The 13,366-nt window shown below is 65.2% G+C and carries 12 protein-coding genes; 3 read left to right on the top strand and 9 right to left on the bottom strand.

Features of this window, described 5'->3' with window-relative positions; translation table 11 throughout:
• Positions 1-3 precede the first annotated feature (3 nt).
• Positions 4-1,674, bottom strand: coding sequence for a sulfatase-like hydrolase/transferase (locus CS1GBM3_RS07640; RefSeq protein WP_072394019.1), 1,671 nt, complete (start codon positions 1,672-1,674; stop codon positions 4-6).
• 185 nt (positions 1,675-1,859) lie between these two features.
• Here CS1GBM3_RS07640 and CS1GBM3_RS07635 point away from each other — a divergent pair, with 185 nt between their 5' ends.
• The gene (locus CS1GBM3_RS07635; RefSeq protein WP_139247841.1) at positions 1,860-2,120 is read left to right on the top strand and encodes a hypothetical protein; all 261 of its coding nucleotides are present in this window, start codon (positions 1,860-1,862) and stop codon (positions 2,118-2,120) included.
• A 384-nt stretch (positions 2,121-2,504) separates the two neighbouring features.
• On the opposite strand, the gene CS1GBM3_RS07630 is transcribed toward CS1GBM3_RS07635, so the two are convergent.
• From CS1GBM3_RS07630 to tpiA, 5 genes are all read right to left on the bottom strand, one after another.
• On the bottom strand, positions 2,505-4,133 hold the full coding sequence (locus CS1GBM3_RS07630; RefSeq protein ID WP_072397313.1) for a CTP synthase: 1,629 nt from the start codon (positions 4,131-4,133) through the stop codon (positions 2,505-2,507).
• Positions 4,134-4,252: 119 nt separating this feature from the next.
• Complete coding sequence (locus tag CS1GBM3_RS07625; RefSeq protein WP_072394013.1) at positions 4,253-4,792, bottom strand: CC0125/CC1285 family lipoprotein; 540 nt, start codon at positions 4,790-4,792, stop codon at positions 4,253-4,255.
• 147 nt (positions 4,793-4,939) lie between these two features.
• Positions 4,940-5,308 (bottom strand): preprotein translocase subunit SecG, encoded by a 369-nt coding sequence (gene secG / locus CS1GBM3_RS07620; RefSeq protein WP_072394010.1) that lies wholly within the window; start codon positions 5,306-5,308, stop codon positions 4,940-4,942.
• A gap of 143 nt (positions 5,309-5,451) precedes the next feature.
• Entirely contained in the window at positions 5,452-5,874 is a 423-nt protein-coding gene (locus CS1GBM3_RS07615; protein WP_171946458.1) for a hypothetical protein, read from the bottom strand.
• 56 nt (positions 5,875-5,930) lie between these two features.
• A complete protein-coding gene (gene tpiA / locus CS1GBM3_RS07610) occupies positions 5,931-6,692 on the bottom strand; it encodes a triose-phosphate isomerase (protein ID WP_072394004.1) in 762 nt (253 codons plus the stop codon).
• Between the two features lie 266 nt (positions 6,693-6,958).
• Here tpiA and CS1GBM3_RS07605 point away from each other — a divergent pair, with 266 nt between their 5' ends.
• Positions 6,959-8,863, top strand: a complete 1,905-nt coding sequence (locus tag CS1GBM3_RS07605; protein ID WP_072394001.1) for a peptidylprolyl isomerase — start codon at positions 6,959-6,961, stop codon at positions 8,861-8,863.
• Positions 8,864-8,877: 14 nt separating this feature from the next.
• Entirely contained in the window at positions 8,878-10,443 is a 1,566-nt protein-coding gene (gene trpE, locus CS1GBM3_RS07600) for an anthranilate synthase component I (protein WP_083567319.1), read from the top strand.
• Positions 10,444-10,563: 120 nt separating this feature from the next.
• On the opposite strand, the gene CS1GBM3_RS07595 is transcribed toward trpE, so the two are convergent.
• The 3 genes from CS1GBM3_RS07595 to CS1GBM3_RS07585 all read right to left on the bottom strand — a co-directional run bounded on the left by CS1GBM3_RS07595 (position 10,564) and on the right by CS1GBM3_RS07585 (position 13,357).
• Entirely contained in the window at positions 10,564-11,244 is a 681-nt protein-coding gene (locus CS1GBM3_RS07595) for a DUF2270 domain-containing protein (RefSeq protein WP_072393998.1), read from the bottom strand.
• A 202-nt stretch (positions 11,245-11,446) separates the two neighbouring features.
• The gene (locus CS1GBM3_RS07590) at positions 11,447-12,235 is read right to left on the bottom strand and encodes an inositol monophosphatase family protein (RefSeq protein ID WP_072393995.1); all 789 of its coding nucleotides are present in this window, start codon (positions 12,233-12,235) and stop codon (positions 11,447-11,449) included.
• 102 nt (positions 12,236-12,337) lie between these two features.
• Entirely contained in the window at positions 12,338-13,357 is a 1,020-nt protein-coding gene (locus tag CS1GBM3_RS07585) for a tetratricopeptide repeat protein (protein WP_072393993.1), read from the bottom strand.
• Positions 13,358-13,366 lie beyond the last annotated feature (9 nt).

The following is a 13,366-nucleotide window of genomic DNA, read 5'->3' as shown; positions in this document are numbered from 1 at the left end:
GCGTCAGTTTGCCGGGCCGTCGCCGAGCCGCGTGGGTTCGGTGACATCGAAGAAATCGTAGATACTGGAATAGTCAGGAAAGGCGAATGTCCGGTCTGGCAGGCGGCCATAGCCCGTGCCGAAATACTTGTCGAACAGGAGCCGGAACGTGTTCACCGGCGTTATATCCTGATAGAGCGTCGAGTAGTCGCCGTCGGGAAAATAATAGGCATTGAGGATGCCCGTTTTAACGGCGAGTTGTTCGGGCGTGGCCTTCCTCCACGACCGGTTGCCTGTTCGGTATGCCTCGGGGTAGGGGCCTTCATCCGCTTGCAGAATGATGATGGGCTTTATCGGCAGCGCCAACAGGTGGTCGACGATGTCGCCAATCAAGCTGTTGGCGTAGAGCAACTGCCCGACGTAACCCCCTATCTTGCCGCGCGACCGCACCTCCTCGGGAGGCATGCAGCGGCCGTCGGCGGCGAAGACATAGGGTTCGTGCGGAAGGAGGACATGCACGAAGGTGAAGGTTGGCTCGGGGCGCTCGCTGATGGCTTTCACCTCCGCGAACTGCAACGGTACGCGCCGGCATTGGCCGTTGTCCCAGTCTGTCATACCAGCGATACCGATACCGGGTGCGACGGCGTCGAGCATTTTCGGCACGATCGTCCGCCGTAGGTAGAGCCAGGCAAACTCGCTGAAGCCGAAGCTGTAGCTCTCATCGGCAGCAGTGTTGTGCTGTGTCGGCGCCCACCAGCTCCCGATCTGGACGAAGCGATAGCCTCTTGATTTGAGGAAGTTCCCGACGCGGTGGTTTTTCAGCATGTCGTATATGGGATGCCATTCGTTCCGTTGGGCGAGTGGATCCGCGGCGAGGAAATCCACATAGTCCATATGAAAGGTGGAGGCGAGGGAGGGGGCGGTTTTCGGGTAGTTCGCGTGGCTCCCCAACGCGACGTAGAAGCCCTTTGCACGCAATGACTCCAGGAAGGGACGGTTGTCGACGTCATAGACCCGCGCCAGCGTCTGTTGCGAGCCATACCGATCGAAGATGAAATAGTAGATGTCGGGCGTCGAGGCGGACGCCGGTGCGGCAACGGCTCCTTGAGGCACGGAGATCGACGAGGCCGGCGTCGACGCTGCGGCAACCGTGGATCTTTGCAGCCCCATTGTCGCGAGGGTGTAGGACGCGGCACTCCACGCGGGCGTCATGAGGAGAACGAGAGCAATCCCGTTGAGAAGCGCGTTCGGCAGGGTCAAGTCGAAGCGGACGCGCATGACCAGGATGGCGAGCAGGCCGACCACGATCAGCATCAGAGGCACCGCTGCCGTCGTTGGTACGATACCGCCGAGCAGCGCGTTTAAGCGAGCGAACAGGTCGGTATGATAGAGCACACCGACAAGGACAATGCTGGCGAGAACGGCAGCACGCTGCCCGAAGTCGCGCAGCAAAAGCCCGATCGTCACGAAAAGTAATGCCGCCGAACCGACGACGGTGATCAGCGTCGGTGCAACGTCGCGGAATGATGTTTCCCTCAGGTTCGACGTGTAGAGGGCGAGAACCGAGGCGGCGGAGAAGAGAAATGGATGGAGCGGCCACACCGCTGGGCCCCAATGTGAGGTCGTCGGTGTTGCGGCTTCGGACTTGACCTTACCGGACCCGGCCGTGCCGGTGTCCTCATGCTCTTGTCTCATACTCGTCCTCGCAGCCGCAATCGCTGCGTCGCAGCGGTGTTCGTCCAGGATACGCGCAGGACAAAATTAAACCATTTGTGACGGTTATATGAACCCTTCGTGTCTCTCAGACGTTTGTCTCCCAGACGTTCCATTCTCGGCTCGAGAGGGATGCCCGACCGTGTTGGTGCATGAGGATATTGATTATGGGTGTGCAGGTGTTTCGGACGGCCATGGCCGTAGTCTTCCTTGGCATTTTTGCGGGTTCTGCGTATGCCTACCTCGATCCGGGCACCGGAAGCATGATCCTGCAGGTGCTGTTGGGTGGAATTGCCGGACTTTTGCTGGCGGGTAAGCTTTACTGGCACAAGTTCCTTTCGCGTTTTGGGTTCGAGAAGGACCCAGATTGTGCACTTGCAGCAAATCAACAGTCGGAGACGCGCCCTGATGCGCCAAGCCGACCCTGACCGCATGCCCCCAGTTTCCTCCCATCGGCTGCCTCGGACGATACTTCGTCGCGGCGCGAGCAGGGTTCCTCCCGAGATCGAAACTGTGCCGTCTTCTATCGTGACGGACGCGTTTTTTGCGCCATCGGCGCTCAGACACTCCGCAACTGGGAGCAGCTGAGCGCAACAACCTTCCTTCCGCTCGACGCCAAAGCTCCGGTCGCCGCGGACTAGGTGGACGTGCCGGCGGCCCCTGCCGCCGTCGTCATTATTGACGCGGACGAACCAGTGTCATCCGAGCCCGCCTTGGCGGCGGGCTTAACGCTGTAGGTCGGGGGCCCATTTTTTGACCGCGCCGCGCATGCCCGTCTTGGGTCAAAAGCTGACTCTCGGCGAGCGTGATAACTAAACCAACCTTGACTGCTCCACGGCCGCGGCAATGAAGCTCTTGAAGAGCGGGTGCGGCTCGAAGGGGCGGCTCTTTAATTCCGGGTGGAACTGGACGCCGATGAACCACGGGTGATCCGGATACTCGACCGTCTCCGGCAGCAGCCCGTCGGGTGAGAGGCCGGCGAAGCGCAGGCCGGCGGCTTCGAGCCGTTCGCGATAGTCCGTATTCACCTCGTAGCGGTGGCGGTGGCGCTCGGAGATCTCCGTCGATCCGTAGATCTCTGCGATGCGCGTGTCGCGGCCGAGTGCAGCCTGGTAGGCGCCGAGGCGCATGGTGCCGCCCAGGTCGCCGTCCTGCCTGCGGCTCTCGAGCTCGTTGCCCTTCATCCATTCGGTCATCAGGCCGACGACCGGCTCGTCGGTTGAGCCGAACTCCGTTGAGCCCGCGCCCGCGATGCCGCACAGGTTTCTCGCTGCTTCGAGCGTCGCCATCTGCATGCCGAAACAGATGCCGAAGTAGGGCACGTTACGCTCGCGCGCGAACTTGGCGGCGAGGATCTTGCCTTCCGAGCCGCGCTCGCCGAAGCCGCCCGGCACGAGGATGCCGTTGACGCCTTCGAGATAGGGGGCCGGATCCTCGCGCTCGAAGATCTCGCTCTCGATCCATTCGAGGTTGACCTTGACGCGATTGGCGATGCCGCCGTGCACAAGCGCCTCGATCAGCGATTTGTAGGCGTCCTTGAGGCCGGTGTACTTGCCGACGACGGCGATCGTCACCTCGCCTTCGGGGGAGGAGACGTTGCGCGAGATGGTCTCCCAGCGGGAGAGATCCGGGCGCGGGGCCCCTGTGATGCCGAAGGCGGCGAGCACCTCGTCGTCGAGGCCCTCGCGGTGATAGGCGAGCGGCACGTCGTAGATGGAGGCCACGTCGAGCGCCTGGATGACGGCTTCCTCGCGCACGTTGCAGAAGAGCGCGATCTTCTTGCGCTCGCCCTTCGGGATGTCGCGGTCGGAGCGGCAGAGCAGGATGTCGGGCTGGATGCCGATCGAGCGCAGCTCCTTCACCGAGTGCTGCGTGGGCTTGGTCTTGAGCTCGCCCGCGGACGGGATGTAGGGCAGCAGCGTCAGGTGGATGAAGATCGACGAATGCCTCGGCAACTCGTTGCCGAGCTGGCGGATGGCCTCGAAGAACGGCAGGCCCTCGATGTCGCCCACGGTGCCGCCGATCTCGACGAGCACGAAGTCGACGTCTTCGTTGCCGGAAGTGACGAACTGCTTGATGGCGTCTGTGACGTGCGGAATCACCTGCACGGTGCCGCCCAGGTAGTCGCCACGGCGCTCGCGCGCCAGGATGTCCTGGTAGAGGCGGCCGGTGGTGATGTTGTCGGACTTCTTCGCCGGCACGCCGGTGAAGCGCTCGTAGTGGCCGAGGTCCAGGTCCGTCTCGGCGCCGTCGTCCGTCACGAACACCTCACCGTGCTGGTAAGGGCTCATCGTGCCGGGGTCGACGTTCAGGTAAGGATCCAGCTTGCGCAGGCGGACGGAGTAGCCGCGTGCCTGCAGAAGCGCGCCAAGGGCGGCGGAAGCGAGACCTTTTCCGAGGGAGGAGACCACGCCACCGGTAATGAAGATGTACCGTTGCATGGGCTTTAACATTACAGCCGTAGGGGCGTGATTCGAAGTGGTTTTCTTGTCTCATCCACGGCGGCCTTGAAGTGGGCCGGATTGGATGCGTGACGTGACGGTCCGTTAACTGCAAAGCCTCAGCTGCACTGGGGCGGTGCGGCGGGGTCGGACGGCGGGGGCGCGGACTGGTCCTGGTCGAGTTCGGCACGCAGCTGATCGAAGCTCTGGCGGGCGTTCTGATAGCTCGGGTCGGGCGGGCTCTTGGTATAGGAGACGTCGGCGGTCATCACCGCGTAGGCCAGCGTCTTGGAGCCGGAGGCGCCACCCGGCGTTCTCGGGCCGGGCTTGAAATCCTCGCAGTGGGTCGCGTGGTTGACGCTGTCGATCTTGAAATAGCCGAGGTGGTTTTCCTTGCCGATCTCGGCGGCGCGGGTGGCGGCGATCTTCTCCATGCGCTCGTGCGGCGTGTTCGGCGGGCCCTTGACCTCGATGCGGTAGCGGTCGGGGCCGATCTGGCTTTCGGTGTAGCCGGAGGGGGCGATGGCGTTGCCGCGCTGATAGGGCAGCGGGCCGGACGACAAGGCTCCGATGCCTCCGCCTGCCGAGCAGCCGGCCAGAAGAAGCACGGCCGCTGTCATGGCGGCGGGGCCGAATGGGCGCACGCTAAGGCGAGGCATGTCTCGGCAAGGGCCGTTTCTGTGAGGCATGTTTCGGAAATGCATGGGCGCGCTTCTCCGCTCCTGGACGCGGCCACGATAGCAAAGCGTGAGCCTGCGGACAGTTGCGCGCGCGCCACATCCTCAGGTGAGAGGCCGAGTGTCCCGTTATCGGAGCTTGTCGAGGATGCCGCCGCGGGGTGCGCCGTCACTCGGTGCGGCCGGGGCCGCGGGCTGGCCTTCCTGCGCGGGTGCTGCGGGGGCCGTAGTCGACGAGGCCGGCGCGTCGAAGTGCGAGCCGACGGGCGAGGTGCGCTTCGACACCAGCGTCAGCGCGATGCTGGTCAGGAAGAAGCAGGCGGCCAGAATCGCCGTGGTGCGGGTCAAGAGGTTCGCCGTGCCGCGGCCGGTCAGGAAGCCGCCGGCACCGCCGCCGCCGCCGATGCCGAGCGCGCCGCCTTCGGAGCGCTGCCAGAGCACGACCGCCACCAGTGCGGCCGCAACCATGATGTGAAGGACGAGAAGAACCGTCGTCATAGAAGCGAAAACTCCATGCTCTCCGGAAGCCGGTGCCGGGAGCGTGTTAAGGGGATTACCGGGGCTTCTACACCAGCCGCGGCGCGAGGGCTAGGGGCTCCGGGGTATCTTTGAATTCCTGACGCTTTTGTTGCCAAGAGCGGCTAGCGCTGCCCGGCCTGCCGGTTTTTGGCGGCGAGGGCAGCCTTCACGTCCTTGCGGATCGGCGGCGGGATCGAGCTCGCGACGCCGGCGGGCTTCGGCAGCTCTTTGATCTGCGGGCGCGCGGTAAGCTGCTCGCCGCAGCGGAAGCTCAGCTGCTCCTCGACCGCGATCAGCCGCTTGATCTTGTCCAGGCGGTCGGGCGCCAGGTTGGTCTTGGCCCACTCGGGGCCGCGGCTCATGTCGGATTTGGCGCCGGCGGCGACGAGGCTCGTATGCTCCGTCTTGAGCGCGGTGCAGGCTTCCGGATCGAGCGGGGCGGCAAGGGCGGTCGGGGTGGCGAGGCTCAGCATCGCCGCGGGCAGGAGTGCAGCCGCCGGGACGCGCCGTGCCAGGCTCCGTTCCGTGTCCCGCTTCTGCCTCATCGTCATGGCTGCTCCGGTGCCGCCCACGCCCGTGCTCCTTGTTTTGTGGACAGCTTCTACAGCGCGGCGCGCACGATGGCCAGAAAGTCCTCGGCCCTGAGGCTGCCGCCGCCAACGAGTGCACCGTTGACGTCCGTCAGCGCGAGAAGCTCGCGGGCGTTGGCCGGTTTGACCGAGCCGCCGTAGAGGATGCGCACGCCTTGGCCTGCTGCGCCGAAGCGCTCGACGAGATAGGCGCGGATCGCGGCGTGGACCTCGACGACGTCGTCGGTGCTCGGCGTCAGCCCGGTGCCGATGGCCCAGACAGGTTCATAGGCGATCACGGAGTTGGTGGGGTCCACCGCGTCGGGGAGCGAGCCTGCAAGCTGGCGGCGCACGACGGTGAGGGTCAGGCCGGCCTCGCGCTCGCCGCGGGTCTCGCCGATGCAGACAATGGCGGTGAGACCGGCGCGGTGGGCAGCGGAGGCTTTGCTGCGCACGATGCGGTCCAGCTCGCCGTGGTCGGCGCGGCGCTCGGAATGGCCGACGATGACGGCGGAGGCGCCAGCGTCCTTCACCATCTCGGCGGCGATATCGCCGGTGTGAGCCCCCGCGGCGGCCCAGTGGCAGTCCTGGGCGCCGACGGCGAGCGGCGAGCCTTTCGCAAGGCCCGCAAGCTGCGCCAGGAGGGTGGCGGGCGGGCAGATCATGACCTCAGCCGCATTTCCCCCTAGGGACGGGAGCGTATCGCGTACGGCCGTGGCCTCAGCCAGCGCGGCGGCCAGCCCGTTCATTTTCCAGTTGCCGGCGATCAGGGGGCGAATGGGAGCATTGGTCATGCGCGCGGCTCTTGCCTCATCCGGTTTTGTGTTTCCTCATAAATCCAGCGTCCGGGGCCACCCTAAGCGGCCCCGATGGTCCGAGGAGCGGCCTGGATTAACTAATTTTCAGCTCCGCAGCACCGGTCTTGCATTCACGGGCGTGCTGGGCTTCATATCACTCCGACACCTCCCGTCATGGACGGGTTCATCCTTTTCTACAAGCGGTGGCGGCGCAAACGTCTCAGGCGCCAGCCGACCCGCGCTTAACAGGAAGATGCTTCTCGATGCTCGACGCCATGCGACGCGGCGCCCAAGGGTGGGTGGCCAAGTTTCTGTTCGCCATTCTGATCGTCAGCTTCGGCGTTTTCTGGAACGTTTCTGATGTGTTCCGTGGTGCTGGGCGCGGTTCGGTAGCAACAGTCGGCGACACCGATATCACGGTCACGGAATTCCAGCGCGCGTTCCAGAACACGATCCGCGGCATCAGTCTGCAGGACGGCGGCCGGCTCACCACCGAGCAGGCGCTCATGTTGCGTCTCGATCGCCAGGCGCTCGACCAGCTCATCGCGCAGGCGGCGGTCAAGACGCACGCGGAGCGGCTCGGGCTTGCTCTTTCTGACGAGGCGCTCGCGGAGGGTGTGCGCAACGACCCGAACTTCCACGGACCGGACGGCAAGTTCTCGCGCCTCGGGTTCGACGGGCTGCTGCGCCAGCTCAATCTCACCGAGCAGGACTTCCTCGTCATCCGCCGCGATGACGAGTTGCGCGGGCAGATCTCGGATGCGCTGACCTCTTCCGTCGTGGTGCCGCAGCCGATGGTTGAGGACCTGCATGCCTGGCGCGACGAGACGCGCACCATCGAGCTGGTGCAGATCGATCCCAAGAAGGTGTCCGTCGCCGAGCCCGACGAAGCAAAGCTCAAGGAAACGTACGAGGCGCAGAAAGACACCTTGATGACGCCGGAGTACCGCAAGGTGGCGCTGCTCATTCTCTCGGCGGATGCGCTGAAGTCCGAGGTACAGCTCACCGACGACGAGCTCAAGACGTACTACACCGATCACAAGGCGACCTACGACAAGCCTGAGCGTCGGCGTCTGCAGCAGATCGCGTTCAAGGACAAGGCGACCGCGGAAGCCGCGCGCCGCGAAATCGTCGAGGGCAAGAAGAACTTTCTCGACGTCGCCAAGGCGCAGGGCGCGACAGAGAACGACGTCAACCTCGGCTTGGTGACGAAGGCGCAGCTTATCGATCCCGCGATCGCGGACGCGGCCTTCAGCCTCGAACGCGACGCACTTTCGGAGCCCATCGAGGGGCGTTTCGCGACGGTGCTCGTGCGCGCGGTGGAGATCGACGCCGGCAAGGAGAGCACGTTCGAGGAGGTCAAGGATCAGGTGCGTGATGCGCTGGGTCGGCAGCGAGCCGAAAGCCTGATCCAGGAGCGCTACGATCTGATCGAGGAAGGGCGCAACGCCGGCAAGACGCTCAAGGAGATCGCCGAGGAGCAGAAGCTCAAGTTCTACGACGTGGAAGCGGTCGACAAGGACAACAAGACCCCCGACGACAAGACGGCGCTCGACGTTCCGGATGCGGCCGTCGTGCTGAAGGAGGTTTTTGCGACCGGCGTCGGCCTGCAGCCCGATGCGGTCGAGCTGCCGGGATCGGCCTATGCGTGGTTCGACGTGCTCTCGGTGATCGAGCGCAAGCAGAAGCCGTTCGAAGAGGTCAAGGACCAGGTCAAGGCGCTCTATACCGAGAAAGAAACGGCGCGGTTGCTCAACGAGCTGGCGCAGAAGCTTGTCGATCGTCTCAAGGCCGGCGAGGCTTTCGCCAAGATCGCCGAGGAAGCCGGCGGCACGCCCGACGTCGTGGAGCAGATCAAGCGCAACACCTCGCCGCCCGGCCTCACGACAGAGGGTGTGAAGCAGGCGTTCGCGCTTGCCAAGGGCGGGGCCGGCTATGCCGATACCCCTGATCAAGCCAGCCGCGTCGTGTTCCAGGTGAAGGAGATCTTCGCGGCGCCAGCGGCCAGCAAGGAGCAGATCGACAAGCTCAGGGAAGAGCTCTCGTCGCAGATCGCCAACGACGATCTCATCGCCTACGTCGAGGCGCTCAAGCAGGGCCTCAAGGTGCGCGTCAACGAGGCGGAGCTCGCCCGCGCGACGGGTGCCTCCGAGAGCGCCGACCAGTAAGGAGCCGCATTCCTTTGAGCACGCTCTCTCAGAAGGCTCCCCAGCAGGGTCTCGGCTTCGAGGCGTTTCCGTCTCGCGATGCCTTCGCCAAGCGCTATCGCGCCGGGGAGCCGCAGGTGGTGTGGACGCGGCTTGTCGCCGATCTCGAGACGCCGGTGTCAGTCTATCTCAAGCTGGCGATGGGCAAGCCGTATTCGTTCCTGCTCGAATCCGTTGAGGGCGGCGCCTCGCGCGGGCGCTACTCGGTGATCGGCTTCGCGCCGGACCTCGTGTGGCGTGCGAGCGGAGACAAAGCCGAGATCAACCGCGATCCGGCGAAGAAGCCGAAGGCGTTCAAGGCGGATTCGCAGCCGACGCTGGCTTCGCTCAGAGAGCTGCTCGCGCAATCGCGGCTCAGGCTGCCGGACGAGCTGCCGCCAATGGCCGCGGGCGTGTTCGGCTATATGGGCTACGACACGGTGCGGCTCATCGAGACGTTGCCGAATGTGAAGCCGGACGATCTCGGCGTGCCGGACTCGGTGCTCGTGCGCCCGACGGTGATCGTGATCTTCGACTCTGTGAAGGACGAGATCAGTCTCGTGACGCCGGTGCGGCCCGAGAAGAAGGTCGACGCCGAAAAGGCCCACAAGGCGGCGCTGAAGCGGCTCAAGGATGCGGTCCGAGCGCTCGACAAGCCGGTTCCGCATACGTCGACTGCGCACGCGTCGAAGGCGCTGGCGCTACCCGAGCCGCGCTCCAACACGACGCCGCGCGAGTACATGAAGATGGTAGAGCGCGCGAAGGAGTACATCCGCGCTGGCGATATCTTCCAGGTGGTGCTGTCGCAGCGCTTCTCGGCGCCGTTCGCGTTGCCGCCGTTCGCGCTCTATCGGGCGCTGCGTCGCACGAACCCGTCGCCATTCCTGTTCCACCTCGATCTCGGCGGCTTCGCGCTCGTCGGCTCGTCGCCCGAGATCCTGGTGCGCGTACGCGACGGCGAGGTGACGATCCGGCCGATCGCCGGGACCGCGCCGCGCGGTGCGACAGAGACGGAAGACAAGGCGCTGGCGGATGCGCTGATCCGCGATCCCAAGGAGCGCAGCGAGCATCTGATGCTGCTCGATCTCGGGCGCAATGACGTGGGGCGCGTGGCGGAGGTCGGCTCGGTCGAGGTGACGCAGCGCTTCGTCATCGAGCGCTACAGCCACGTGATGCACATCGTCTCGAATGTCGTCGGGCGGCTCTCTGAGAAGCGCGATACGATCGATGCGCTGATGGCGGGTTTCCCGGCCGGCACCGTGTCGGGCGCGCCCAAGGTGCGCTCGATGGAGATCATCGACGAGCTCGAGAAATCCAAGCGCGGGCCCTATGCCGGCTGCGTCGGCTATTTCACGGCCGACGGCGAGATGGACACCTGCATCGTCTTACGTACGGCGCTGGTCAAGGACGGGCAGCTCACCGTGCAGGCGGGGGCCGGCATCGTCTACGACAGCGTGCCGGAAAAAGAGCAGCAGGAGTGCATCAACAAAGCCAAGGCCGTCGTGCGCGCGGCCGAGGAAGCGGTGCGGTTCGCGGCGCGTGGGGGAAAGAAGGGGCGTTGAGGCGTGCCGGGTTGAGGTTGTGCACACCGGCCGCGTCTGCTTACGATTGTTCGCAGGCGGCGCGCGTGGTCAACGCGTGACTCACTGCCCGATGGAACGCGTGGGCTTCAGCCTCAACCTTTAGCCCATCGCAACGCGGGGAGCGCCCGGCGCTCGCTTGGTCCGATCGAGGTAGAGCGTGGCGAGCGCGAATAGAATCCAACCACCGTTGAAAACCACGCCGGCCGCGAGCATCCACTCGCCCGGGATGGGGCCCACGGCAGCACGCCCGAACAACTCGTCGAAGCTTGCAATCGGCACCGGGTGAATTGCAATTTTTCCTAGATAGGTCAGCCCCTGGATCCCTAAAATCCAAATGTAATTGCGGCGCAATCTGCGCCCAATGGCGCGCAAAATGGAGATGTGGTAGCGCGGATCGCAATAGTCGTTCGCCAGGACCAAGTGCCAGTCATTACGGGCTTTCACATCCTCTCCGCGCAGCATGGGGGCGTAGAAATATGTCTCCATCCACCGTGCCCGTGCGCGCCAAACATTGAAGTAGCGATAGCGACGCGCCTCGAACACCAAAAACACGACGATCAGGATGCCGACCAGAAGCAGCGGCAACGGCGAGGCTTCGGGGCTCGAGAACGTGACTGAGATGGCAATGCCCAACGCGACGACAGCCCAGTTCGTCGTATTGTCGAGGCGCGTCCGCCAGATCGTGCTGCGGTACACCTCGCCGCGATAAAGATGAGCCAAGGCGCCCAGTTCCGCGGAGTTAAACTCGTGCGGAAGGGAAATTGATCCGGTGGCGGTCATGGCTGGCTCCTGTCGCTGCGCAGTCGCGGCGCGAGGGGTGGCCTAGCGGGCGCAATCTACTTTCGGCCCCCGAAAGCTTAGATCCCAAACCGCGACCAGCCAAGTGTCGTCGCCTGCTTTTGGCCCTCGGGTGGGCTCGGTCGACGGCCGGCGATGAGCGCCTTTGCGCACGGCGCAGAGTTCGCCCTCGCAGGTACACCCCCTAGTGGGCTAGCAGCGGCTGCAGGGCTTTGGTGATATAATTGTTGCCTGCGAGAACGTTGCCGCTCTCGAGCGCCTTGTCGCTGCCGTCGGGGTCGGTGACGAGGCCGCCAGCTTCGCGCACGAGCACGATGCCGGCCGCGAGATCCCAAGGCTTCAAGCCGCGCTCCCAGTATCCGTCGTAGCGGCCGGCGGCGATGTAGGCGAGATCGAGCGCGGCAGAGCCCGAGCGGCGCAGGCCCGCGACCTCCATCATCACGGTTTTCATTTCGTCCAGGAAGCGCGGATGGCCAGGGCGGCCACGATGCGGGATGCCGGTCACGACCACGGCGTCGGCGAGCGTGCGGCGCGCGGCGACGCGCAGGCGGCGCTTGTCATTGAGATACGCGCCCTTGCCCTTCTCGGCGGTGAACAGCTCGTCGGTGGCGGGATTGTAGATCACGCCGGCAACCAGCACGCCGTCGCGCTCGAGCCCGATGGAGATCGCGAAATGCGGGATGCCGTGCAGGAAGTTCGTCGTGCCGTCGAGCGGATCGACGATCCAGCGGTGGGTTTTGTCCACGCCCTCGATCTCGCCGCGCTCCTCCATCAGGAAGCCATAGCCGGGACGCGCTTTCGACAGCTCTTTGAAGATGACCTCCTCGGCGCGCAAGTCGGCGGCCGAGACGAAGTTCGCCGGGCCTTTGACTGAGACCTGCAGCTGCTCGACCTCGCCGAAGTCACGCGCGAGCGAGCGGCCCGCCTTGCGCGCGGCGGCGATCATGACGTTCATCAGGGCGGAAGCGGGCATGGAGGGTGTGACTTTTAAGACGGGGCGCACGAGCGCGGGACTGGCTCGGCGAGGCTCTGAAGGTTTCCTGCCGTAACGTCAACCCCTTTCGGGGCAACGCGGTTAGGGCATTGCCATAACCTGCCGCTTCTCGCGCCATTCGGTCGCGGCAGCCTCAGCCTTGGTGCGGTCGGCGTCGGGCAGGGCGGCCACGTAGAGGTCGAGCTTGTCGTCGGTGACGCCGGCGGCCTTGGCGATCATGCGCCATTTGGCAGCCTCGACGGCATTGGCTTCGACGCCGACGCCTTGGGCATAGAGGTGGCCGAGGCGGTTCTGCGCGCCGGCGACGCCCTGGTTGGCGGCAGACTGCAGGTAGCTGACGGCCTTGCCCTCATCCGCCTTGAGGCCGCGGCCCTGCAGCAGCAACACGGCGTAATCATACTGGGCGGCGGGCAGGCCGGCTTCCGCGGCTTTGGCGCTCCAGCGGGCTGCTTCGAGGGCGTCGTTGGGGACGCCGTTGCCTTCGAGATAGAGCGCTGCGAGGTCGTACTGGGCCGACGCGACGCCCTTCTCGGCCGCGTAGCGGATGTGCTGGGCGGCACGGTAGGGGTTCTCGGGTTTGCCGGTGCCGCGCAGGAACATGAGGCCCAGATTGTAATTGGCCAGGGGATCGCCGGTGGCGGCGGCCTTCTCGAACATCTCGGCGGCGAGGTTTATGTCCTTCGTGACGCCTCGGCCCTCGGCCAGCATGGTGCCGAGTGCGAGCGTTCCGGGAACGTCGCCCAGCTCGGCGGCGCGTGCGTACCACCGGGCGGCGGTGCCTTCGTCCTTCGGCACGCCGAGGCCGTCGGCGTAGATGCGGCCGATCAGGGTGTGGGCCTGCGGGTCGTCGCGACGGGCGGCCTTCTCGGCCAGCTCGAGCGCGGTCAGATATTTGCCCTGGTCGAACGCGGCGTAGGCGGGATCGTCTGTAGGGAGGCTCGCGGCCTTGGCGGGTATCTCCGCCGGCTGCTCGGATTGCGTAGGCTCCGAGCTTCCGAACTGCGGCAGGTAGGGTGTCAGCATGCCGGTCGCCACCAGGGCTCCGAGGGCGCCGAGCGCAATGCCGGCGGATCCAAGAACAATCAGATTGATCGAGCGCACGGGGAGGCT

Source organism: Hyphomicrobium sp. CS1GBMeth3 (assembly GCF_900117455.1).
Classification (GTDB): domain Bacteria; phylum Pseudomonadota; class Alphaproteobacteria; order Rhizobiales; family Hyphomicrobiaceae; genus Hyphomicrobium_C.
The sequence above is the reverse complement of the archived record's forward strand: the minus strand, read 5'-3'. Positions and strand labels throughout refer to the sequence as shown.